Origin of the sequence: Algoriphagus sp. oki45 (assembly GCF_036245605.1) — a bacterium.
In the GTDB taxonomy this organism is placed as follows: domain Bacteria; phylum Bacteroidota; class Bacteroidia; order Cytophagales; family Cyclobacteriaceae; genus Algoriphagus.
The window spans coordinates 111,112-133,770 of sequence record NZ_BTPC01000002.1 but is presented as its reverse complement, the minus strand read 5'-3'; the positions used below and the strand labels follow the sequence as shown (position 1 = coordinate 133,770).

Sequence of the window (22,659 nt, the reverse complement as noted above, 5' to 3'; positions counted from 1 at the left end):
GAGGGATCAATTGTTTGCCAGAATATCTCCAATTTCTTTTCTCAAGGCTTCAAAATCAACTGGTTTGGTAAAAAAGCCTTTGGCGCCGGATTCCATGGCTTTCTTGTAATTTTCCGAATCTCCATAGGCAGAGATCATGCTTATCTGAATCTCCGGAAATTTTTCCTTGGCGATACTGAGCATCTCCAAGCCGCTCATTCCCGGCATATTGATATCCGAAAAGACATACATCACCCGAGGGGGGTTTTTACTGCCAAGAATATCTAAAGCTTCTCGTCCTGAAAAGGCAAATACCAGCTCTAGCCCCTGATTTCGGATTTCTTTTCTGAATTTTTGGCGGAAAAGATCTTCGATATCCCGCTCATCGTCTACAATAAGTATTTTCATCGGTGTTCTGTATTGATCAGTTTTTTGGTAAAAGGATACTGAATTTAGTCCATGATCCTACTTCTGTGGTGATATCCAAAGTTCCCCGATGGGCTTTGATAATATCATGGGTAATACTCAGTCCAAGGCCTGTGCCTTCGGTTCCTTTTTTGGTTGTGAAAAAAGGCATCAACAGCTTGTCTTTGATTTCATCAGGAACTCCCGGTCCATTGTCCTGGACCTCCAAGAGCACCTGATCTCCCAAGTCTTGGGTCGTAAGGGATAGGACTGGTTTGTATTCCTGCCCCACTTTGTTCAGCTTATCCCTCATGGCATCGAAAGCATTTTTGGTCAGGTTCAGGATGACTCGGCTAAAGTCTTCTGAATTGAGTTTGAGCTTCGGTAATGAATCGGCAAGCTTAAGGTCAATTTCCACATTGATTGGGTTTTTATTTGCCCGCATCCCATGAAAGGATAGGTTGACATATTCCTTAATCAATTCATTCAAGTCAGTTGGCTCAAAATCTCCGCTTCCTCCTCGGGAGTGCATGAGCATGGATTTGACAATACCATCTGCCCTTCCCCCATGATGCCTGATTTTTTCCAAATTGATCCGGATGTCTCCGAGGAGATCTTGCACATTTTCCAAGGCTTCCGATGGCTCCATTTTTTCGAGTTCTTCTTCAATTTCATCCAAAAACTCCATACTCAGGCCGGAGAAATTGTTCACGAAGTTTAGCGGGTTTTTAATCTCGTGGGCTATTCCGGCCGTCAGCTGACCCAGAGATGCCAATTTTTCCTGCTGGATGAGTTGGGCTTGGGTGGATTTTAGGTTTTCATGAGCTGCTTCCAGCTTGGAGTAGGCTTTTTCAATTTCCCGAGCTTGCTGAAGCTCTCTTTCCTTAGCTTTTTCCTGCTCCTTTTTGATGGTCAGATTTCGTTGATAGAGGTGTATTGGGTAAATCAAAGAGAGGAATAGCAAGGAATAAATCACATAGGCCCACCAGGTTCGATACCAAGGAGGTAGAACCACAAAGGAAAACTCAATAGGATCTGTCCACTCAGAGGCGTTCCCTTCGCTTGGACCGGTAAACCTTGCCCGGACTTTGAAGGTGTAATCTCCCTCTTGAATATTGCCAAAGGTGGCACTCGTTTTCTTCAGGACGGGGCTCCACTCTTCATCATAGCCCTCCAGAATATATTGGTATTCCACGAGAAAGGGCTTTGCCAGCTCATTGGTCCCAAAATCGACGTTAAGATGATTATGTCTGTAAGGCAGGACCAAACCAATCGGTATGGGGAAAAATGGGGTTATTCCCTCCAGACTTACATTTTTAAATCTTTCCTGAATGGCGGCTCGTTCTGTTGGGCTGAGTTTTTTGCCCAAAGTTCCCGTTTCTTCAAATTCCACTTGAGCAGGATCTGAATTTTCCAATAAAGATTGCCAGGAAATGGGTTCCTCGTTAATTCTGATTTGCTTAAGGAAAAGTCCCGGAGCTGTTTGATTACGGACCAAAGCATCGTAATCAAAGCGGACCAATGCGGTCTTGTTGCTTCCAGTTCCTGCCCATAGAATCCCTTTGCTGTCCTGGAACATTCCATCTTGTCCGTCTGTAAGGTCTTTGACTGGATAGCCGGTATTGGAATTGAATAGTTCAGGATTGCTGATTTTGAAATCGCTCACGTTTTCTTCCGGTCCATCAAAAAACACCATCCCCAGGTTGGTTCCAATGGCCATCTTTTTGTTTTTCATCGGGACGATCTGAAGAATGACTTCATCAGGCAGACCATCATCTTTGGTGAATTTCAAAAATGGATTTCTACTTAAATCTTCTCCATTCAGTAAAGCCACCAAGTCCTGATTGGGAAGGAGGTTTAACCCATGTTCGGTACCTATCCAAAGATTATTGTCCTCATCAAAGACCAATCGTATCACTCCGTAATCCACCAATCCATGATCCGGGGTAAAGTTGAGAAAGGTGTTGTCTTTGAAATAACTGACTCCTCCATCTACAGCCCCTATCCACAGGCCTCCTGATGAATCCGGAAGCAGGCTGAGGACTACATTTCCAACCAGCCCATGGTCTATTGTGTAGTTGGTAAAACCTTCCCCATCAAATCTACTGACCCCATTTTCGGTACCCATCCAAAGATTTCCTGAAGTATCTTCAGTAATAGAATAAACCTCATTTGATGGCAAACCCTGGTCGGTGGAATAGTTGATAAAGGTGTTGTCATCAAACTTGCTTAGACCTCCACCGCCGGTTCCTATCCATATAGAGCCTTCCCTGTCCTGAAAAATGGCATGAACCACATCTCCCGGCAATCCTTGGGAAAGAGAAAAATTAGTGAATTCGGAGCCGTCAAAGCGGGTGACTCCTCCTCCCGCACTTCCAAACCAAAGATTGCCTTGGCTATCCTCCAAGGCACTCAAAATAAGATTCCCTCCAAGGCCCTGATTGACAGTGAAGCTCGTAAATGCACTGCCATCAAATCGTGTGATTCCTCCTCCGTCTGTGCAAAACCAAAGCTTGCCGGATCGGTCCATGACAATGTCCAAAACACTACTTGCTGGCATGCCTTGGTCGCGGGTGTATGTGGTAAACTTTTCCCCGTCATATCGGCTCACACCTCGTTCCGTCCCAAACCAGATTTGACCTTTTCGGTCTTCTTTGATAGATCGGATGATATTGTCAGCCAATCCATCAGAAAGACTGAAATTTTCGAATTTTCCATCCCTGAGCCGGCTTACCCCTGCCCCGATAGTTCCTATCCACAAAGAGCCGTCAGCCGCTGCGGCGATACTTCGGACCCGATTACCTGCCAAACCGTCTTTTTCTGAAAAAGTGGTGAATCTACTGCCATCATACTTACTCATCCCCTCTCCGTTGGTTCCGAAATAAAGGTTCCCCTCGGAGTCCTTACCCACAGTGATAATGAAGTTTCCAGCCAGGCCTTCTTCAGTGGTATAGGATTGGAAGGATGTGCCGTCGTAGCGGTTCACTCCCCCTCCTGTCCCAAACCAGAGGTTGCTCTGATTATCTTCAATGATTCCAAAGACGTAATCATCGACAAGTCCATTTTCTGAGGTGAAATTGAAGAATTGTCTTCCGTCAAACTTGCTCAGTCCAGTGATCGTGCCGATCCAGATATTTCCGTTTTTGTCTTCGTAGATGCTTCGGATAGTATTGCCTACCAATCCTTCTGTGGTGGAGTAATTGGTGAATGAGCTCCCGTCGTACCGGCTGATACCTCCGCCGTTGGTCCCAAACCATAAGTGCCCACGGCTATCCAAAATAGCACAGTTGACCCCATCCAAGGCAAGTCCATCGTCTGTGGTATAGGTTCTGAATTGGGAAATACCCCCTTCACCCAAAAAGTAAGGCTTTCCGTTCGGATCTTGGATCGGATTGCCATTGGGGCCTGTGAGGGCCAGAAGCTTTTTCTTTTCCGGAGCTAGACGCGCAATGGACTGGTCTTCTCCGGATTCACTTTTGATGCTCATAGATCCTCCACTCTGACTTGGGACGGAGATCATTCTGGCTGGAGGAAAGTCAGCCAGAAGCCTAGTGACAGGTAGGAGTGAATCAGGAAGCTGAGACAGATCAAAAAAGCCGGGAGCTAAAACTGGCTCCTGATCGGATGTGCTGTTTTCTTTTTCTTCTTGGCTACAGGAAAAACTAAGGAAAAGGAATCCAAAAATCCAGAGAAATTTTTTCATTTGACCGATTCAAATTGGAAATAGAATAGGTAATCCAATTGGGTACTGATGCGAAATTTTTTAAAAGATAGACAATTAATATAGGATAAAAAATGCTTTTCACTTTTTGGAATTTGAAGGTATAAATAGAAAAAACCAGTCATTCTTTCGAGAAAGACTGGTTTTTATGAGAAGGAACCTGAATTTTATCCTTACTGCCCCACCATAAAGATCGCGTTGCTGAGAATCAGCTTGCCGCTTTCCCAGAATCCGCGGAAGATCGGGTTGTCCACAAAGTAAACGACCTGTCCTCTACCCTGTCTTTCTGCTCCAATGACTACAGATTGTCCCATTTGAGACTTGATTTTGTACCCAATGAAGCCAGTGCGATAGGAATCATTTCCGGCAATAATTCCGGCATTTACGCCCCCGCTCATGAAGGCAAATCGGTTGGAATTGTTTTTCAAGGTGTAGAATTTACCTCCAGTACCATAGCCCAGGGGATGGGTTTCGTCCATTTTGATTTCATAGATGGCACCGGCTGTACCCCCTGAGATGTCAAGTCGCTCGCCTTCAGTATAAGGCTCAAGTCGCTCTTCTTTGGCTATTTCTTGGGAAGTTTTTTCAGCAGCTTTTTTCTCCTCATCGGTATCATAGGTCTTCAGCTTGAAGCCTTCCTTGTTTGCAAAAAGATTGACCGCCGCATCGATAGCCACGACCTTTCCTCCGGCTTTCACCCAATCCATCAGCTTGGTTTGTGCATTGCCATTCAGACCCGAGCCAAATACTGAAGGGAGAATAATCACATCGTACTTGCTGAGATCATAGGAACCAAAATTGGCGGCATCCAGATTGACCAGAGGGTAGTCCAGGTCCTTTTCGAAGAAGTGCCACACTTCTCCATAATTCAGCGAGGATGTACCCTGACCGCCGACTAAGGCCACTTTTGGAGCTTGGATCACTCGGATATTGGGTGAACCAAAATCTTTTCCTTTATCCACATAGCCGGTTTGCGTAGTGGCCAAAGTCACTCCAAATCGGTTGGCGGTTTCCACCACTTTTTGATCAAAGTTGCCCACATACTCATTACCTCCTTTGGTGATGATGAGAGACCCAGCAGGGAAGCTTTTGCCCTCTACCGTGAAAGGATACTCGGCATACTTCACGCGGATTTTCTGATTGAGCAAAGCGGCAAGGAAGGCCGCATCACGGGTTCCTTCCCACTTGGCCAGATAGGCCACAGGAGTTGCTCCAGTTGTATTTGGAGTGAAAGTAGGTTTTTCGTATTGACCTGCCGCATCGATTCGGGTTTCCAAAGCATATGCCTGAAGACCGTAAGCATAAGGCATTGCCCAGCTGGTGATGTCGTAAGTGATGGAGTCATTCAAAACTGGATTGGGCTCGAATAGCACCTGAGCCAAGACTCCCTTCGGCTGATAAGCATTGATGATGATGTCATTTTCCGTGGTGGAAAAAGCTACTCCTGGTTTTCCACTTTGGTACTCGTATCCTTTCAAACCTGCGCGGGAACCGGCTTTTCCATAGCGAATTCCATTTTTATCCATCAATTCAAGCAGTTTGGCTAGCTGTGCTGGGTTGCTTTCTCCTTTGATTACAAAGGATTTGTATTTGCCTTTTGGGTTGCTGGAGTTGGTTTTGAAATAGGTGGCAAACTCATCTACCAGTCTTTTGGCGTTTTGGCTGGTCACTTCTACCGCCGAAATCGCAGCGGTGTAGTGTCCGGCGATTCGTCCGCTTAGCGTCACGGTGTCTCCGATCGAATTGTACACTCCGATACCGGCACGTCCGCTACCACCCTGCTCGATGGTCATGCCGATGGCGCCGTTGTACATCGGATAAGAGTCACCATAGGAGGGATACAAGATGTCAAATCGCTCTTTGGTAAAGTAAAATTTGCCTGCCTGGTCAAAATATTTAGCGGTATTTCTACCGAAAATATCCTGAAACTCATGCTGGAATGGGGTCAACTGCTCGTGCAAAGGCTCTGCTGCCGGAGCCATATAAAACGGATTATCTACCCCTTGCTCATGAAAGTCCAGGTGCAACTGTGGCATCCACTGCTGGTAAAGCTTCAGCCGCTGTTGAGATTCCACCTGTACTTGCCAAGCCCAGTCTCGGTTGAGATCAAAAAGGTAATGATTAGCCCTTCCGCCTGGCCAAGGTTCGTTGTGCTCCATAGACTGTGGATCAGGCTGGAGGCGAGTGTTCATCTTTTGGTTGTACCACATCGCATAGCGGTCGCGACCGTCAGGGTTGATACAAGGATCGAGAATGACCACTTGATTTTTGAGCCATTCCTGAGATTTGGCATTGTTTGGATCGGCGAGTGTATAAAAAGTAGAAATCGCCGCTTCCATACCCACAGACTCATTTCCGTGCACATTGAAAGACATCCAGTTGATCGGGACTTCAGTGCTCGGAGAGCCTTCCATCAAGCCGGTACGCTTAAGGTTGTCGGTGCGGATTTGCTCTAGGCGGGTCATATTTTCCGGGCTGGAAAGAATCGCCACGAAAAGCGGGCGTTTTTCGTTTGTCTCTCCGTATTGGATGATTTTGATGTTGGGATTTTGCGAAGCCACATACTCAAAGTAATCCACCATCCGGTGATGAGGAGTAAATCGGTCTCCGGGCTTGTAGCCAAGGAATTGCTCAGGGGTTTTTAGCTGAGCCAAAGTTGAAAATGTAGTGAATAAGCCTAAGGCCAGAATGAGTAAATTCTTTTTCATAGGGAAAGATTGGAATTGGCGGGAAGTTAAGTGGTTTTGATTTTTGGACTGATACCGACAAGGGAAAAGTTGATTATCAATCTCTTTTTAAAAGTTGTAATTGCAGAAATATCATCTAAGAAACAGGTCGTTTCAAATAAAACAAACCGTAAAACCAAGTCTTTAAATATTGAATGAGGTGGATATTTTTGTATTTTGACTAGGAATACAAATGACCTGAAATCAGGACAAATTATTTATTCTTTAAATGGAAAAGTCAGTTGAGAATAATTTTTCAAACAAGAAAAAAGAGGCTGGAGAGTTCGAAATCATCAAATCCAAATTAGTAAAACCTAAGGTTAGGGATCAATTTGTTGTTCGAGACACATTGATCGAATATTTGGAAACTAATCTTAAGCATCCTCTAACTTTGGTCTCTGCAGCTACTGGTTTTGGTAAAAGTATCCTAATAAGCCAATGGCTTGACATTTACTCACACCGGTATGGATGGTTTTCTTTAGATCAGGAGCACAATGACGTAGGGGTATTCTTAAATTATTTTGTAACTCTTATAAGAGGGTCCTTTCCCGGTAAAAAATTTAAAACCGAGTATCTTCAAAATAACCCTGGAAATTTGACTGCCAATGTGATCATTTCTTCAATGATAAATGATCTTGACCAGTTGGATGGTTCCTATGTTCTTGTTTTGGATGATTATCACTCCATCGTAAATGATGAAGTACATGAGATTTTGAACGGCTTATTAAAATATCCTTCAGAAAATCTGCATCTGGTTATCATCTGTCAAAAAGATCCGCCTTTAAAACTTACCAAGTTAAGAGCTCAGTTTAGAATGAATGAGCTGAGAATGAAAGACCTGGTATTTACCAAGACAGAATCACTGGCACTTGCCAAATCAATCTCTTCTAATTTGGAGCGTGAAGCTATACTAAAACTCGCCCAGCAGACAGATGGATGGGTGACAGGGCTTACAGCAGGGATCTTGGGATTAGCTAGGGGGATTCAATTAACTAAAGTCATTGAATCGCTAAATAAGCCCAATTCTATCATTTCAGAATTATTTAATGAAGTCATTTTACAAGACTTGGGTAAAGTCCAGCTAAAGTATCTTGCTCTTTCTTGTTTGCCTGAAAGGTTTTCTCAAGGACTTTTAGAATACTTGATAGAGTCTGCTCAAGATTCAGAATTGAAAAGTCTGAATGTGAGAGAGTTTATGATACAGTCTAAGCGAAGAAATTTGTTTTTAATCTCTTTGGATGATGAAGATACTTGGTTTAGATATCATCATTTTTTCCAAAGTGAAATAAGAAGGAAGGTAAAAACTTGCTTTTCCGAAACAGAAGTATCCGAATTATATGTGGCTATCAGCAAATGGTTTGAGGGCGAAGGTGTGCTTGAAGAAGCATTGGATTATGCCCTCAAATCCAAAAATATGGACTTTGCAGTCGAGCTTTTTTTAAGATATCGGCTTCATCTCATGAATAATGAGCACAACCTTAGGCTTGACCGGTTGACAGGAAATTTTGAGGAAGAAACGATTTTGAATCATCTGGAATTGATCATTACCAAAGCGATGATGCAGGATCAGAAGGCTAATTTTTCTGGAATGGTTTACTACCTTAAAAAAGCAGAAGATTGGATTGCTAAAAATTCCATAAGCCAAAACCAAGGTCAAAGTCAGATTATTGGGGAGTACCATTCAGTATTTACCTTTTTATTAACCATTCAAGGAGAATTCAATCAGGCTCTTTTCCATGGGAAAAAGTGTTTAGAACTTCTTTCTCCGGATGAACCAAATTTTTTTAGGGAGTATGCCATAGGGTGGTATGCATTTGCGCAGCAAGCCACGGGAAATGCAAAAGAAGGCTTGAGGAGAATTGAACTTGAGTTTGAAAAGAAAGGAATATTGGAGCCCTATTATCAGAGAAGGCTTTATCAAGGAAGGTGCATGGTTCATCTTTTGGAAAGACAGATATCCCAATTAGCTATCGATGGGGAAGCCTTGGTAAAAAAGAGTTCACCGGAACAGTTTAGGGATGTTTGGATAATCGGAGTTTATTCCCTGACTTATGCATCTTATTTGTCTAATCAACTTGAAAACGTAAATAGGTTCCAAGAAGAAGTCAGACTGTTTAAATATACCTGCAGACCTTTTTGGATAACTCATCAGCTGTTTTTGGAGTGCTTGACAGAATTGGCCATCGGCAATTGGGAAAAAGTTGAACAGAATCTTGAAGGATTCGAAGAATTTGCCAAAGAGCTTACTATTGAACCTCTGACAGGCCTTGTTTATGCTTTCAAAACTGAGGTCCTCCTTCGGAGAGGAGAACTAGATCAAGCCAAAGAGGTAGCTAAACTTTCTGAATTCAATGCTTATCCTCCGGTATTTTTCTATTATATCCCTCAATTAACCGAGGTAAAGCTTTTATTATCAACCCATCAGGAAGATTTTGGATTCCAAAAACTTGAGATCTTGACCGAAATGGGAAAAGAACGACACAATAAAAATTTATTGGTCCAGGCTAAGTTGCTCAAAGCGGTTCATTTTGAACGTGGGGGAAATTTTGGAGAGGCTATTAAGGAGTTAGAGGGAGTTTTGGATTTAGTACAAGTTGAAGAACACACTCGAATTTTTCTGGATGCTGGACTTGAGATTGACGGTTTGATTTCTTTTTTACCAAAGATTCACTCTCAGAAAAACAGATTGATGGAATTATTCCAATTCATCAAAAGAAAAGGCACTTCTATTCACTCAAAAAGCAATGGTTTTGGGCCAAAAACAAAGCAGGTTTTATCGGTTCGTGAACTTGAAATTATGGATTTGGTCGTTCAAGGATATCGAAATAATGAAATTGCCGAAAAACTTTATATATCTCTGGATACAGTGAAAAAACATTTATATCGCATTTTTCAAAAATTGCGGGTAAACAATAGAGTTGGGGCTATTAAGAAAATGAAAGACCTGATTCAAACGGTCAAAGACTAGCTATACTGGAGATACCTTTTCCACTTTTTGATTCCTAAAATGTCCACTTTAGTGGCTATTTATCCATTTTTTAGCCCCCTACCTTTATATGGATATGGCTAATGAAACTTCTATCCCCAAATTTTCCTATCCGGGCCTGTATTCTATTCGGGTGAGTGGAAAAATTCAAAAGGATCTTTTGGAATATTTCCAAGGAATTGAAAAATCTGTAGTTGAGGTGAATGATACTGGTAATTCAATAACCCACTTTGCCATCAATATCCGTGATCAAGCAGAACTGATAGGGCTGCTCAATATGCTCTATGAGTGGCAGCATGTCCTTATTTCAGTAAAACTGGGAGAAAATTATTCGACTGTTTAAAATATCCATGCATTAAGATTTAACCAATCAAATTCCAAAAACTATGAGACCATTTAAACTCAAACTCTTGACTATGGGATTGGCCCTACTTGGGATAGTAGGTCTAATTGCCCCTTCCTTTGCGCAGCAAGCTCCCCCTAGCACTGTGCTTTTTACCAATGCCACTATTTTTGACGGTCAAAATGAAACATTGGCCCAAGGCATGAGCGTGCTGGTAGAGGGAAACAAGATTTCCAAGATTGCCAAATCCATTCCTGTTCCTCAAGGAGCCACAGTCATAGATGCCAATGGCAAAACACTGATGCCGGGGCTGATTGATGCGCACTGGCATACCATGTTCAACTTTGCCCCAGTAAGTACTATTCTCGGTATTGACTTCGGTTTGCTGAATATCCTTGCTGCGGATGCCTCCGAGAAGGTATTGATGCGTGGTTTTACGACCGTTCGCGATGTAGGAGGAAATAGTTTCGCAGTGAAACACTCCATCGATATGGGCATTACAAACGGTCCGAGAATCTATCCATCTGGTGGATATATTGGTCAGACTGCAGGCCATGGTGACTTCCGTGGGCCAAATGACGTCCCTGCTACCTTCGGAGGTGAATTGGACTACCAACAACGAGTTGGTAACACACTCATTGCCAACGGAGTGCCTGAAGTGATACAGCGTACACGCGAAGTATTGCGTATGGGGGCCAGTCAGGTGAAAGCCATGGGCGGCGGAGGAGTTACGTCCTTGTATGATCCCCTGGACGTAACCGAATACACTTTCGAAGAAGCTAAGGCCATTGTTGATGTAGCCAAGTCATGGAACACCTATGTAGCGGTGCACATCAACACAAAAAACGCTATGAAAATGTGGATTGAGGCCGGAGCCAAGTCCATGGAGCACGGTTTTTTTATAGATGACGAAGTGGCACAACTAATGGCTAAAAACGGTGTGTGGTGGAGTATGGAACCCATGCAGAATGACGGCCCAATCGCGTTGAAGTTTGAAAGTCCTATAAGCACTGCCAAATACACCGAACTACTTAAGGGACTCGATCAAGCCGTCGCCAGTGCCAAGAAGTACAAGGTAAAAACCGCATTTGGTACTGACATTCTGTTCGACCCGGAATTGGGCAAGAAGCATGGTCAGTTCCTTTTAGCGATGCTTAAGTGGTACACTCCGTTTGAAACGTTGAAAATGGCGACTGCTGATAATGCGGAGTTACTCCAGCTGAGCGGACCTCGCAATCCTTACCCCGGCGATTTGGGCGTGGTGAAAGAAGGCGCCCTCGCCGACTTGCTTTTAGTAGATGGTAATCCTTTAGCCAATTTAGAATTGGTAACTGATCCTGACAAAAACTTCGTGATCATCATGAAGGATGGGAAGATTTATAAGAATACGGTTAAGTAAGAATATACCAGAACAGCTTTTGGATCCTGCCAGCAAAAAGCGCTGGCAGGTACTTGGTTCCCGCAATTAACCTTAATTCTATTTATTCTGATTAGAGAAATCCTCTTTTATGAAATCCTTACAACTCTTATTTATTCCCTTGGTTCTAGCTCAATTGAGCTGTAGCAATCCGGGTTCCATTAGTGAGGAATCTAATTCCGTTTTAAAGGGGCGTATTGATCATGTTTGTATTCGCGTTGTCGATTTAGATTTATCTATTAAGTTCTATCAAAACGCCTTCGGCTTTACAGTAAAAGGACGCTGGGAAGGTCAGACGATTGGCGAAGGTGATAACGCAAAAACTATTCCCGGTATAGGTGCCATGATTGAAGATGAAGCGGGTGGCGTAATAGAATTAATTCTTGATGAAAATACCGCGGACAGACAAGCGAATCAGCGATCGATTAATCACTTTGCCATTAGTGTAAATGAGGTGGAAACTGGTTATGAGCAGGCGCTTGAGGCTGGGGCTAAATCAATAATGCCTCCTACCACGATATCAACAAAAATCTCCAAACTAAAAGTAGCTTTTGTGTTTGGACCGGACGGAGAACGCATAGAAATCATCAACTATGATGACAAGTAATTCAATTTAAATTCTTTTCCTAGAACCAAGCCTACTTCCTAAAAAGGATTCTTTTTAAGGAAATTAAGAACAGTAAAATGAAAGAAATTATGCACAAAAGTATTGCACTAGTATGGTTATGGCTGCTTGGTGTTAGTGGATTTTGCTTTGGCCAAAGTAGTGAGCTTGCAGATACCGTCAGAAAAGATTCTGTAAACCTAAACTTGAAAATCGTTCCGGAGGGAGACAGAAAAGAGAATAACTTACTCAATACAGGGACTGATTTGATTGATGAGTCATTTGTAGGTTCATGGCCAATGTTTGGCACGGACCTCAGAATGAAAGTTGGAGGTTATTTCAAAGCCGATTTTGTAGGAGATTTTAACGGGACCTTGGATAATTCTCAATTTCTGATGTCCACTATTCCGGTAGAAGGACAGCCAGAATATGGGAACTCAGGATACGTAAATTTCTTTGCAAAAGAATCCAGATTCAACATTGATGTACGGAGAATTGAGCAAGGGAAAGTTCCGCTCAAACTATTTATTGAAGGAGATTTTTTTAATGATGAAACCCGTTTCAGGCTACGACATGCCTATATGGTAGTTGGGAATTTTATTTTTGGACAAACCTGGACTACTCTTTCGTTTTTAGAGGCCATGCCTAATATGATTGATTTTGCCGCTGGTGACGCCTTATATGGTGGTCGTACCGTCCAGGTGAGATATCAAAAAAAGGTGAATGAAAACATCCTTCTTGCAGTTGGTTTGGAACAGCTCAGTTTCCTTGGAATAGAAAATCCAGATGAACTTGTCGGTAAGGCAATCCGGAAAATGCCACTTCTGGCCTTGCGAATGGATTATAGCTGGAAAACGGGGATTTTATTTATGGGTGGAAGTGTAGCCCAGCTGGCTTGGGATGGAGGATTAAATGGGATTAGCCCAAATGCATTGCAGATTAATGGAGCTATTGCAGGTAGACAATATTATAGCGGCAAAAGAGGCTATTTCACCTTTGGAATGTCTTATGGTCAAGGAGCAGGAGAAAATATTATAGCCTTTGCAGGAAGTAATGCCAATGCAGTTTTAAGTGCTAACGGTCTGAAAACCATCCCTGCCTTATCCTCAAGTTTGGGGTTGAATTTTAAATGGACTGATCAATGGGCGTCCAATATCCATTACGCGTATGGATGGCTAGAAACTCCAGCTGATAGGGATCCATTTGCCTTGAAAAGGGGAGGTATAGGGCACTTAAATCTTATATATAACCCGATTAAACGTATTTCAACAGGCCTAGAATATATCTGGGGCGCACAACGTACCACCAACGATGCTTTTGGTCGCGCCTCTCGGTTGCAATTCATGACCAAATTTGAATTCTAAGCATTATGAGAAGGAGCAAATTGACGAGATGCTTCCAATTATTTGTGGTGCTTTTGCTATTTCAAAGCTTGGCAAACCATGTTAGTGCCCAGCAATTCAATACAGATAATTTCCTGACCATGCCACATGGTACGGGTACTTTTGTGATTTCCACTGGTCAGAGAAGTACCAATCTGATCAGCTCCTTTGCACTTGTTCCTAGATTTGAATTTTTTGTTCAGGGAAATTTATTTCGAGACTACCGTATTGAAAACTACGTCCAGCATTTTACTACCACCGTGTACGCCAAATACATGTTCTGGGCAAATGAGGAAAATAACGGAGGAGTAGCTGTTTTCTTTGGGTTTGGAAGATCACCAGGATATTATCAAGATACTCAGTTTACACAACTCCATAAGAACGTTTGGACTGCCATCCCTATTACCATTCCCTTACTGAATAATGCCATTTCATGGGATATCATGCCGGGGGCTTTGGTGGATTTCAATGCAAAGGACCGAAATGAATCTGCCTGGGGATTTACTTGGTCTTCTCGTTTGGCTATTTATAAGGTCATTCCAAAAACAGCCATCGTTGCAGAGGTGTACGGTACACAAGGTCAGGCTCAATCGCCTGCAGAATATAAGATAGGACTACGGTATGAACCCAATGATTTCATTGTCCCGGCCATTTCCTACAGTTCCCAATTTAAGGGGGCATACGGGGCTGGTCTTGAGATAGGAATTGTGATTTTCACTCCTCAATTCCTGAAGAAAGACTACATAAAGAATAACCACATAATCTACTAATCAAACCGCTTTTTCTTATCAATAAAAGAAATCTGCCATGAAAAGATTCATTACCACACTTTTACTTACTGGAATTCTCGGGATAAGTTTTGCCCAAAGTTCTATACCTGTCAACAGCAATTACCTTATAGCTAGAGGGATTTCACCCAAAATCCTAGATGCGGCCCTGAGTGCCACCCTGCAGGAGGGTGCATATGCCCAAAACACAGTAGCCAAAAGGATTAAAAATGGACAAGCAGATTCTGTTCAATTTATTCTGAATTATGACCCTAATTTCAAAGAAGGTCTGGACATCCAAATAGAATACAATCCGGACTCCCTTCGAATAATTAAGGAGAAAGAACTGGTCAAGGCTGTGGAGGAAATGCATTCTTTTAGCCGCTTGTCCAAGTCCTATTTGTATGATGAAAGTACTTTGACATTAGTCAGTCAGGATGGCTCCAATGTAGTGCTCTCTTTTCTATATGATGCATCCAAATTGGAACCAGAATTAAAATTTGGGGAAAAAGTAAAAGGTCTAATTTATCTAGTCGGGGATGAATTGGAAAAGGTGGAATTAGTAAATACCGAGCCTCTAAAATTTATGGGGCACAAAGTTGAATCGGGTGTTTTCAAGAGTACAATTTATTTTCAAAAAATCCCTGAAAACGGAGGTTATATCGTAAAGTCTTCAGATGAGAGGTATGAGTATCAATCCAAGAAAGAAACCATTAAATCTGAAATTTTTACAGAAACCACCTCCTATAAGGACAAAAATGGAGTGCCTATTTCCTGGACTAATCAACCTGACCAAATTAGCTTGGGCAGCAAATCAGTCACTGTATCAGGAAGTCTTGGCGGGGCTTTGCCAATTTTTGGTAAAGGAGCAAGAAAATTGGGTTACCATTTGCCTAGGCCAGTTGGGATTAGTTTGCTCAACCATCAGCAATTCCAAACTCTTCAGTTTACCGATTTATCCGTTGGGCTCAATGGGGGCGAAAAGGTTTCTTTAAACAATTTATTTTCCTTAGAGCAGTCTACAGTTCCTCAGACGACTAAAATTGAGATGGTTCGGGGAGATGTTTGGCTTTTTCCTTTCCTTAATTTCTCTGGAATGGTAGGAAGAGGACGGAACAATTTAGATGGACAGCTTTTCTTATCAGATGAATTTAAAAGTGCTTTAGAAAAATTAGGGTTTTTGGTGGGGCTGAAACCGGATGATGTGCCTGATTATCTCCCCTTGGTGTCTGAACTCACTGCCTTGAGCTACGGTGGAGGGGTCACTTTAGCAGGAGGTGTAGGAAACTTCAATTTCACATTTAATTATCAGATTGTCGCATCATCAGTGCTTGAAGCCAACACTACGAAGCTCGCACAGGTATTCATGCCTACCATAGGATATATGACCCCTTTCGGATTGAATATCATGCTTGGAGCCCAAGGACAATATTACGAGACGGTTACTCGGGGGTTTCTTCAATTATCCCCTGAAACCAAACTCGATTATGAAGTGAACTTTGAACCCATTCGATGGAATGTAATGACGGGACTTTATATGCCATTGTCTAATCATTTTGACCTGGCAATACAAGGAGGATTCGGACAAAGGCGCTCAATGACAGCAGTATTGGGGTATCGATTTTTCTAAAATAGTAGAATTAGAAAAGGTGTCCTTAAAGACACCTTCTTTTTATTCTACCGCCTTTACTCTTACCACCATACTTCCTCTGGTGGCTTTGGAATAAGGGCAAACTTGATGAGCGGCTTCGACCAATTGTTGTGCTTCTTCAAGCGATGCGGCATGGGGGATTTTTACTTCAATGTCCACTTCAAGTCCGTAGCTGTCTGGGCCATAATGTCCCAAATGGACTAGCGCTTTGATTTCCGAATCTCGCAGGCTGGTTTTTTTGGCAACTGCTCCCAAAGCTCCTCCAAAACAGGACGCATAGGCTGCTGCAAAAAGCTGTTCAGGATTGGTTTTTTCTCCGTCTCCTCCGATCTCTTTGGGCATAGACACATCAAAATCCAATTTTCCGTCGTCTGTGCGTACATGACCTTTGCGCCCTCCTGTATTGATGGCTACAGCGGTGTAATCAATGTTCAGTTTTTCCATGTTACTTTTTTAGTGTTTTGAGATTTTCCAAAAGACCTTCCAGATGAGGGTTCAACTTTTCAGTTGATTTCCCCAAGTCTGAAGCCAGTTGGTCTTCCAACACCTGAAGTGCAGCCAAAGTTTTGCTTTGAAGTGATTTTCCCGGATAAGTCAGGTGAATGCTGACCGTCCGCTCATCTTCTTCTCCCCGCTTGCGCTTGAGTAAGTTTTGGGCTTCCAGTTTTTTCAAAAGTGGTGTCAACGTACCCGAGTCGAGCCTGAGCTTGGTTCCCAGCTCATGTACTTTTAGCCCATCCTCTTCCCAAAGGATGGACAAAACCAAAAATTGCAAATAAGTCAAACCAAGTTCATTCAGCGTCACTTGAATCCGCTGAATCATCAATCGGGAACTGGCGTAAAGCAGCTGAGAAAGGTGGAGGAATGGAAATTCAGAATTGTTCATACCGAAAAACAGGATTGAATACAATCTACTTGTTTTCAATCCTGATTCCAATAATTTTTCTGGCGAATCAATCCGATTTCCCAAATCCGAAATCAATAGTATCTTCCAATCATCGGATGGTCCACAATCGCCCGCTTCAGTTCCAAAGGATCAATGGTGCCCGGGACCCGATAGGCTACATTCCCTCCGGGTTCGATCAACAAAGTGATGGGAAGACTTCCGTTCCAATCTTTTCCTAAGACATTGATGACCTCATATTTGTCCTCAGTATCCATTAGGTAATTGGGAAGAGCGGAATATTTGGATTTGAGGAATTTCAAGGGTTTGTCTTCCTGATCCGGTGAGTCCATACTCACAGACACAAACTGAAAGTCCCTTGCGCCATACATTCTTTGCATAGTGACAAATTCGGGATATTCAATTATGCAAGGCCCACACCAAGTAGCCCAGAAGTTGACCAAAAGCAATTTATCGGTTTCGTTTTTCAACAAATCAGCCAATCCGGTCGGGCTGAGTTTTTCCAAGGTGACCTCTAGCTTTTGCCAATCCTCATTGGTTTTGATCGTATATTCATTTTTCCAGGCCCACTTGATCGAGCAGCCAAAGGCAGGGGTTTGAGCAGATTCGGCCGGTAAAGCTTCTCCTTTTAGCGTAGCTTCGATGGCAGCTCGCAAATCCTCTGAGTTTCCTGTTCCCGGTTTTTCTTTGGCGTCGATTCGGCCAGAGTAGGTCAGTTTTCTTTCCTTGTCAAAGACAAAAACGTGGGGTGTGGCTGTTGGTCCATAGGCTGTGGAAAACTCATGTGTGTCTCCGTCATAGAGGTAAGGAAAATTATATCCCTTGGTCTCTGCACGGATTTTCATCTCCTCATAATAGTCGCTTAGGTCCGTGTAGCCCAACTCTTCCGGTAAGATGGCGATGGGGCTGTTTGGGGAAATTGCTACGAAGGCAACCGACTTTTCTCCATAGTCATTGACCAATTGAATAAACCGGTCTTCGTAGGCCTGTGCTGTGGGACAATGGTTACAGGTGAAATTGACCACCAATACTTCCTTATCCGCGAAGTCATCCAACTGGTGAAATTTTCCATTAATATCCGGAAGATTGAAAGTAGGAGCAGTATCTCCAATCTTCAATACACCAATTGCCTTTTCCTGAACGGCAACGGGATTTGCTACAAAACTCCTGATGGTTTGCTCTTCCAATTCAGAGTTATCCACATTAGGTTTACTGCAAAATGTGAGTAATCCTAATGTGGATAAGTATACAAAGGCAAGATGTAATCTATTTATAATAAGCTTCATAGGGTATTGGGTGTGGGTAGGATTCTAGGTAAGACTGTATCCGTTTTGGTATACGTAGTGCAGTTTGGAATTGGCTTCCCAGTCATTGTGGAAAACTTGCTGAATCGGATCCCATTTTAGGCTTCTACCCAGGTCCTGTGTGATATTTCCTATCGTGCAACTCGTACAGGTACTGTGTCCTACTTCCACAGGAACTATCGGATCTTTCCTTTTGCGAATGCAATCGATAAAATCAACATGGTGAGCTCCAAAGCTGAAGTTTTCCGGTTCTTTCCCTAGCTGTAATTCAGCAAGGGAGGTATCGTAATTGCCACGGGATACTTTAATCCATCCTTTTTCTCCGAGGAATTTCACTCCCTGCCTTCCTTCATCAAATTTGGTGATCAGCATTTCCACATCATTGGCAAATCTATAAGTCAAAGGAGAGTCTCCTGAAGCCGGAATGATTTCCACAGGTCCGTTTCGGTCCATGCCCAGTCCCCATTGAGCCACATCGATCATGTGTGCGCCCCAGTCTGTCATCAAACCGCCCCCTGTTTCCTTGTACCATCTCCAGCCGGCCCAGGCCTTTTCATTCTGCTCCGGATTTAAAGAAATCCCCGGATTGAGTTCCTCATTGAAAGCTAAACTTGGAATTGGCCCCAACCATTTTTCCCAGTTCAATCCTTCCGGAACAGGCTGTGCGGGGTGCGTGTATGGTTTGGGGAAAGGATTGTCGCCCACATGGACCAAGACCTGAGAAATTTTCCCAAGCTTTTCTCTTTGCACATGCATAGCCGCCGTTTGGAAATTAACCGCAGCCCTCTGCATGGAGCCGACAGCCAGAACCACTCCATTTTCGCGGACCGCTTTGACGAGTTCTTGGCCCTCTTTCACTGTGAAGGTGAGGGGCTTTTCAAGGTAGATATCCTTTTTTGCTTTACAGGAGTCGATGGCCATCAGGGCATGCCAATGGTCGGGAGAAGCGATGACCACTGCATCCACTTCTTGGTTTTGAAGTAGCTCGAGGTAGTCTTCATATAGCTTGGGTGCTGAGGGGGATTTGCCTGCCTCACTTAAGTTTTTTTGTACCCGTAGTGCAAATCGTTCTCGTTTGACCGCATATACATCTGCTCCTGCGACCACTTCCACTCCGGGTATTCGCATGAAATTGTTCAATAATCCCAGGGACTGCCTTCCCAAGCCAATGAATCCCAGCCTCACCCTTTCATGGGCTGTTTGGAAAAGCGGAGTAACGGAAGCAAATGAAAGGCCCGGTATCAAACTGGCCCCTGCAGTGGTCAAAAGACTGGCGCCAAGGAATTTTCTTCTGGAGAATTTTGAATTGTTCATAAGAGCTATTTTGGATTTGTTTTTTCTAATCAGGGAGAAATAAATTACTGTTTTTCTGCGGTTAAGAAAAATTACCTTTCCCCATTTTGATAAGCGTCCTGTACTTGAAGTTAAATGGATGTCCGTGCAGGCTTTATGGGCTGGGACCGAACTCTTTTCGATTCTTTTTACTTTCTTGTGATAGAAAATTTCTATCAAAATGACGATCCAACAGCTCGAGTACCTGATTGCAGTAGATAAGTTCAGACATTTTGGACAAGCGGCGGAGTCTTGCTTTGTCACCCAGCCTACATTAAGTGCTCAATTGAGCAAATTGGAGAAGGAGTTGGAAGTTATTCTTTTTGATCGGAGCAAAATGCCCGTCATTCCTACCGAAATCGGCGTACAGATAATCGCTCAAGCCAAGCGGGTGGTCTCAGAAAGTAAAGGGATCTATGAATTGGTCGCCCAGCTTAAGGGGGACATCTCAGGCACGATCAAACTCGGCATTATTCCCACTTTGGCACCTTACCTGTTGCATCTTTTTATCCGGAAGTTTTTGGAAAAATATCCGAACGTAAAGCTGGAAGTACAGGAAATGGTCACGGAGGAAGTCATTCGGCATTTGAAAAATGATGAATTGGATCTTGGGATTGTGGTGACCCCATTGGATGAGCCCGGGATTTTGGAAAAGCCCATGTTCTATGAAAAGTTCTACGCTTACTTTTCCAAAAATCATCCGCTGCTGCAGAAGAAAACGGTTCGTCCGGAAGAGTTGAAATCAAATGAACTCTGGATTCTGCAGCAGGGACATTGTTTTCGGGATCAGGTAGTCAGTTTCTGCGATCAATCTATGGCCGGCCATTCCAACTTTCACTATGAAAGCGGGTCATTGGAAGGTCTCCGCAACATGGTCAATCGCTATCAGGGGGTGACTCTCTTGCCCGAGCTGGCAACTTTAGAACTAAGTGAGGAAGAGAAAAGCCGACTTCGGGCATTTGAGGGACAGGCTCCCATCCGTGAGGTAAGCATTATCCTCAATCGAAGTTTTCTGAAGCAAAAACTCGTCGAACTTCTGTTCCGGGAGATTACCGAAGCCATTCCTTTTGCCATGACTTCCAAGGCGCATGGGAAGATCGTAAGATTCAAATAGTGGCTATTGCTTTTGCAGAATATAAAATTCGGCTAAGTCCCCTTCGATTCGGTTCCCATCCTGATCCAAATGCCAGATCCGGTTTTCTCCGACCTTATATTTTCCGGGAGCATTCCCGATGAGACCTTTAAGCTGAACCATAGATCCCGTGGGGTCCCATTCGAAAGTACCAGTGAAAATCTCCTCACGGGCATCATTCAGGCCCAGATAATTGGTCTTGAGTTCAAATGTTCCGTCGGCATTGAGAGTAACCCAGTTTTCAATTCCTTCGCAGCTTGCGCATGGCAATACTCCAAAGTAGGTGCCAGGCCAATCCAATGAAGTTTGGGAATTGTCTCCTACTGGAAGCGATGAATTTCCTGCTTCTTGGGTTGATTCTTCATCGTTGGAAGAATTATCACTGCTGCTTCTAGTGCAGGAGTAAATCAAAGTCAGCAGCAAAAGGGGAAAATAAAAAACAGATTTTTTCATAACCATTCAATTAATGTTTAAAACGCGAACCTAGGGACTAAACTCCAAACTGGGTCAGGTGATGATCCAGGTGCTTGTAGAAAAGATTATTCCACTCTTGGGAAGTCATGGGGCCAAAGGAAAGAGATTCTTTTCCTTCGAAGTGATCCGCTCCCAAGGAAAGGGTATGTTCCAGATATTTGATCAATCTACTTTTTTCTTCCTCAAAGTTTCTACGGTCTGCAATAATAAAAACCGGGGCAGTTCGTGAATTTTTTGGATAAGGAACCTCATTGACCACTCCTTTTTTTACAAAAGCTTTCAGCAAAAACCGCATCAAAGCATTGGGCTTGGGATGCTTGTTGGTGTAGGCCATTTCATAGGCCACACAGCAATGGGCAAGCATCTGATCCACCGTCATTTTGCCCCAAAGGGCCGGTGACTCAGGTTTGAGTTGATTGATTCTCTGAATCAGCTCCTTGGTTACAGCGGGATCGAATAGGTTTTTCATGACGTTTGAGTAAGAAATGGTAGATCAAATATAGAGTTGAAATACGGACTGATCCTTTGGTTTTCAGCTCTTATGATTCAAAAGTTAGGCAGATGAGACTAAAGGCGAGGAGATTTTTGAAAAAAAATTGAAATAAATTAGTTTATAAAATAAACCTATTTATATTTGATCCGTTGATAAGACAAAAAACAGTTTATGGAAAAACAATTAAGCAGTTCGGAATCCTTGGCCCTGATCACGGAGATGATCAAAAAGGCCAAAAAGGAAGCCGCCGGAGATGGAAGCTTTCAGCTATTGCTCTGGGGTTGGGTTATTGCCTTGTGCAATTTTGGGCATTATTTCTTGGCCAAGTCAGGATATGAAATGCCTTATGTCGTTTGGTTGGCGGTGATTCCTGCTGCTATTTGGAGCTTTGTCCATGAATATCGAGAAAAAAGAAAAGCAAGGATTAAATCTCATTTGGATGAATTGCTGGGGCAGCTTTGGATTACGGTTTTTTCCGGGATGATCATCGTTTTGTCATTTATGGGAGTACTTGGCTTCAATCATAATCCGGTAATCCTCATTTTGGCAGGAATAGGAGTGTTTTGTTCCGGAGCGATAATCAAAGACAAATCCGTCAAAATAGGAGGACTGGTTTTGTTCCTAGGTTCTATAGTCGGATTTTTGATGCCCATGGAAGAGCAATATCTAGTAGGCGGAATAGCCATGATTTTAGGATACCTCATGCCGGGATATGTGTTAAAAAACAAATTTAAAAGCCGTGTTTAAGCCTTTAGATCCCCTTCTTCATTCCCAGCTGAGACTGGCAATCATGTCCCTTTTACTTGGGTTAGAAGAGGCGGAATTTACATTCCTCAAAGAGAAAACGGAATCCACAGCCGGCAATCTCAGTGTGCAGCTCGACAAGCTCGAAAAGGCAGGATACATTACCATCCAAAAATCTTTTCGGGACAAGAGACCTCTCACTACTTGCCAAATCACACCCAAAGGGATCCAAGCTTTCGAGGAATATGTAGAAAATCTGAAAAACTATTTACCCTAAAAAATTTTCAAAATTAAG

Annotated in this window: 19 protein-coding genes; 10 read left to right on the top strand and 9 right to left on the bottom strand. The window is 43.2% G+C overall.

The window, feature by feature from the left end:
• Nucleotides 1–6: 6 nt before the first annotated feature.
• From AAA942_RS10050 to AAA942_RS10040, 3 genes are all read right to left on the bottom strand, one after another.
• Entirely contained in the window at nt 7–387 is a 381-nt protein-coding gene (locus AAA942_RS10050; protein WP_338220134.1) for a response regulator, read from the bottom strand.
• A gap of 16 nt (nt 388–403) precedes the next feature.
• A complete protein-coding gene (locus AAA942_RS10045; protein WP_338220133.1) occupies nt 404–4,087 on the bottom strand; it encodes a two-component regulator propeller domain-containing protein in 3,684 nt (1,227 codons plus the stop codon).
• Between the two features lie 191 nt (nt 4,088–4,278).
• A complete protein-coding gene (locus tag AAA942_RS10040; RefSeq protein WP_338220132.1) occupies nt 4,279–6,813 on the bottom strand; it encodes a M14 family metallopeptidase in 2,535 nt (844 codons plus the stop codon).
• A gap of 640 nt (nt 6,814–7,453) precedes the next feature.
• Between AAA942_RS10040 and AAA942_RS10035 the strand changes: the two genes are divergently transcribed.
• From AAA942_RS10035 to AAA942_RS10005, 7 genes are all read left to right on the top strand, one after another.
• On the top strand, nt 7,454–9,799 hold the full coding sequence (locus AAA942_RS10035; protein WP_338220131.1) for a LuxR C-terminal-related transcriptional regulator: 2,346 nt from the start codon (nt 7,454–7,456) through the stop codon (nt 9,797–9,799).
• A 94-nt stretch (nt 9,800–9,893) separates the two neighbouring features.
• Nucleotides 9,894–10,160 (top strand): hypothetical protein, encoded by a 267-nt coding sequence (locus AAA942_RS10030; protein WP_338220130.1) that lies wholly within the window; start codon nt 9,894–9,896, stop codon nt 10,158–10,160.
• Between the two features lie 43 nt (nt 10,161–10,203).
• Nucleotides 10,204–11,559 carry a metal-dependent hydrolase family protein gene (locus tag AAA942_RS10025; RefSeq protein ID WP_338220129.1) on the top strand — a complete coding sequence of 452 codons (1,356 nt, stop codon included), beginning with the start codon at nt 10,204–10,206 and terminating at the stop codon, nt 11,557–11,559.
• Nucleotides 11,560–11,668: 109 nt separating this feature from the next.
• Nucleotides 11,669–12,184 (top strand): VOC family protein, encoded by a 516-nt coding sequence (locus tag AAA942_RS10020; RefSeq protein WP_338220128.1) that lies wholly within the window; start codon nt 11,669–11,671, stop codon nt 12,182–12,184.
• A gap of 77 nt (nt 12,185–12,261) precedes the next feature.
• Nucleotides 12,262–13,545 (top strand): DcaP family trimeric outer membrane transporter, encoded by a 1,284-nt coding sequence (locus tag AAA942_RS10015; protein ID WP_338220127.1) that lies wholly within the window; start codon nt 12,262–12,264, stop codon nt 13,543–13,545.
• Between the two features lie 68 nt (nt 13,546–13,613).
• Entirely contained in the window at nt 13,614–14,333 is a 720-nt protein-coding gene (locus AAA942_RS10010; RefSeq protein ID WP_338220126.1) for a hypothetical protein, read from the top strand.
• A gap of 37 nt (nt 14,334–14,370) precedes the next feature.
• Nucleotides 14,371–15,960: a hypothetical protein gene (locus AAA942_RS10005; protein WP_338220125.1), complete on the top strand. Its 1,590-nt coding sequence runs from the start codon at nt 14,371–14,373 to the stop codon at nt 15,958–15,960.
• 42 nt (nt 15,961–16,002) lie between these two features.
• Here AAA942_RS10005 and AAA942_RS10000 read toward each other — a convergent pair whose 3' ends face one another.
• From AAA942_RS10000 to AAA942_RS09985, 4 genes are all read right to left on the bottom strand, one after another.
• Nucleotides 16,003–16,425 (bottom strand): organic hydroperoxide resistance protein, encoded by a 423-nt coding sequence (locus tag AAA942_RS10000; RefSeq protein ID WP_338220124.1) that lies wholly within the window; start codon nt 16,423–16,425, stop codon nt 16,003–16,005.
• Nucleotide 16,426: 1 nt separating this feature from the next.
• Nucleotides 16,427–16,867 carry a MarR family winged helix-turn-helix transcriptional regulator gene (locus AAA942_RS09995; RefSeq protein ID WP_338220123.1) on the bottom strand — a complete coding sequence of 147 codons (441 nt, stop codon included), beginning with the start codon at nt 16,865–16,867 and terminating at the stop codon, nt 16,427–16,429.
• A gap of 92 nt (nt 16,868–16,959) precedes the next feature.
• Nucleotides 16,960–18,087, bottom strand: a complete 1,128-nt coding sequence (locus AAA942_RS09990) for a redoxin domain-containing protein (protein ID WP_338220121.1) — start codon at nt 18,085–18,087, stop codon at nt 16,960–16,962.
• Nucleotides 18,088–18,195: 108 nt separating this feature from the next.
• Nucleotides 18,196–19,503, bottom strand: a complete 1,308-nt coding sequence (locus tag AAA942_RS09985) for a Gfo/Idh/MocA family protein (RefSeq protein ID WP_338220120.1) — start codon at nt 19,501–19,503, stop codon at nt 18,196–18,198.
• Between the two features lie 199 nt (nt 19,504–19,702).
• Between AAA942_RS09985 and AAA942_RS09980 the strand changes: the two genes are divergently transcribed.
• The gene (locus AAA942_RS09980) at nt 19,703–20,635 is read left to right on the top strand and encodes a hydrogen peroxide-inducible genes activator (RefSeq protein WP_338220119.1); all 933 of its coding nucleotides are present in this window, start codon (nt 19,703–19,705) and stop codon (nt 20,633–20,635) included.
• A gap of 3 nt (nt 20,636–20,638) precedes the next feature.
• Here AAA942_RS09980 and AAA942_RS09975 read toward each other — a convergent pair whose 3' ends face one another.
• Both AAA942_RS09975 and AAA942_RS09970 read right to left on the bottom strand, forming a co-directional pair.
• Nucleotides 20,639–21,106 carry a copper resistance protein NlpE gene (locus AAA942_RS09975; RefSeq protein ID WP_338220117.1) on the bottom strand — a complete coding sequence of 156 codons (468 nt, stop codon included), beginning with the start codon at nt 21,104–21,106 and terminating at the stop codon, nt 20,639–20,641.
• Between the two features lie 37 nt (nt 21,107–21,143).
• A complete protein-coding gene (locus AAA942_RS09970) occupies nt 21,144–21,596 on the bottom strand; it encodes a hypothetical protein (RefSeq protein ID WP_338220116.1) in 453 nt (150 codons plus the stop codon).
• Between the two features lie 195 nt (nt 21,597–21,791).
• Here AAA942_RS09970 and AAA942_RS09965 point away from each other — a divergent pair, with 195 nt between their 5' ends.
• Both AAA942_RS09965 and AAA942_RS09960 read left to right on the top strand, forming a co-directional pair.
• Nucleotides 21,792–22,367, top strand: coding sequence for a hypothetical protein (locus AAA942_RS09965; RefSeq protein WP_338220115.1), 576 nt, complete (start codon nt 21,792–21,794; stop codon nt 22,365–22,367).
• Complete coding sequence (locus AAA942_RS09960; RefSeq protein WP_338220114.1) at nt 22,360–22,641, top strand: winged helix-turn-helix domain-containing protein; 282 nt, start codon at nt 22,360–22,362, stop codon at nt 22,639–22,641. The genes AAA942_RS09965 and AAA942_RS09960 overlap by 8 nt, the downstream gene beginning before the upstream one ends.
• Nucleotides 22,642–22,659 lie beyond the last annotated feature (18 nt).

Coding starts and splice junctions, on each gene's coding strand:
- AAA942_RS10035 (WP_338220131.1), top strand. CDS start 7,454: ATGATAAATGATCTTGACCAGTTGGATGGTTCCTATGTTCTTGTTTTG.
- AAA942_RS09980 (WP_338220119.1), top strand. CDS start 19,703: ATGACGATCCAACAGCTCGAGTACCTGATTGCAGTAGATAAGTTCAGA.
- AAA942_RS09975 (WP_338220117.1), bottom strand. CDS start 21,106: ATGAAAAAATCTGTTTTTTATTTTCCCCTTTTGCTGCTGACTTTGATT.
- AAA942_RS10015 (WP_338220127.1), top strand. CDS start 12,262: ATGAAAGAAATTATGCACAAAAGTATTGCACTAGTATGGTTATGGCTG.
- AAA942_RS10005 (WP_338220125.1), top strand. CDS start 14,371: ATGAAAAGATTCATTACCACACTTTTACTTACTGGAATTCTCGGGATA.
- AAA942_RS10025 (WP_338220129.1), top strand. CDS start 10,204: ATGAGACCATTTAAACTCAAACTCTTGACTATGGGATTGGCCCTACTT.
- AAA942_RS09965 (WP_338220115.1), top strand. CDS start 21,792: ATGGAAAAACAATTAAGCAGTTCGGAATCCTTGGCCCTGATCACGGAG.
- AAA942_RS09985 (WP_338220120.1), bottom strand. CDS start 19,503: ATGAACAATTCAAAATTCTCCAGAAGAAAATTCCTTGGCGCCAGTCTT.
- AAA942_RS10000 (WP_338220124.1), bottom strand. CDS start 16,425: ATGGAAAAACTGAACATTGATTACACCGCTGTAGCCATCAATACAGGA.
- AAA942_RS09970 (WP_338220116.1), bottom strand. CDS start 21,596: ATGAAAAACCTATTCGATCCCGCTGTAACCAAGGAGCTGATTCAGAGA.
- AAA942_RS10050 (WP_338220134.1), bottom strand. CDS start 387: ATGAAAATACTTATTGTAGACGATGAGCGGGATATCGAAGATCTTTTC.
- AAA942_RS10020 (WP_338220128.1), top strand. CDS start 11,669: ATGAAATCCTTACAACTCTTATTTATTCCCTTGGTTCTAGCTCAATTG.
- AAA942_RS10040 (WP_338220132.1), bottom strand. CDS start 6,813: ATGAAAAAGAATTTACTCATTCTGGCCTTAGGCTTATTCACTACATTT.
- AAA942_RS10030 (WP_338220130.1), top strand. CDS start 9,894: ATGGCTAATGAAACTTCTATCCCCAAATTTTCCTATCCGGGCCTGTAT.
- AAA942_RS09995 (WP_338220123.1), bottom strand. CDS start 16,867: ATGAACAATTCTGAATTTCCATTCCTCCACCTTTCTCAGCTGCTTTAC.
- AAA942_RS10045 (WP_338220133.1), bottom strand. CDS start 4,087: ATGAAAAAATTTCTCTGGATTTTTGGATTCCTTTTCCTTAGTTTTTCC.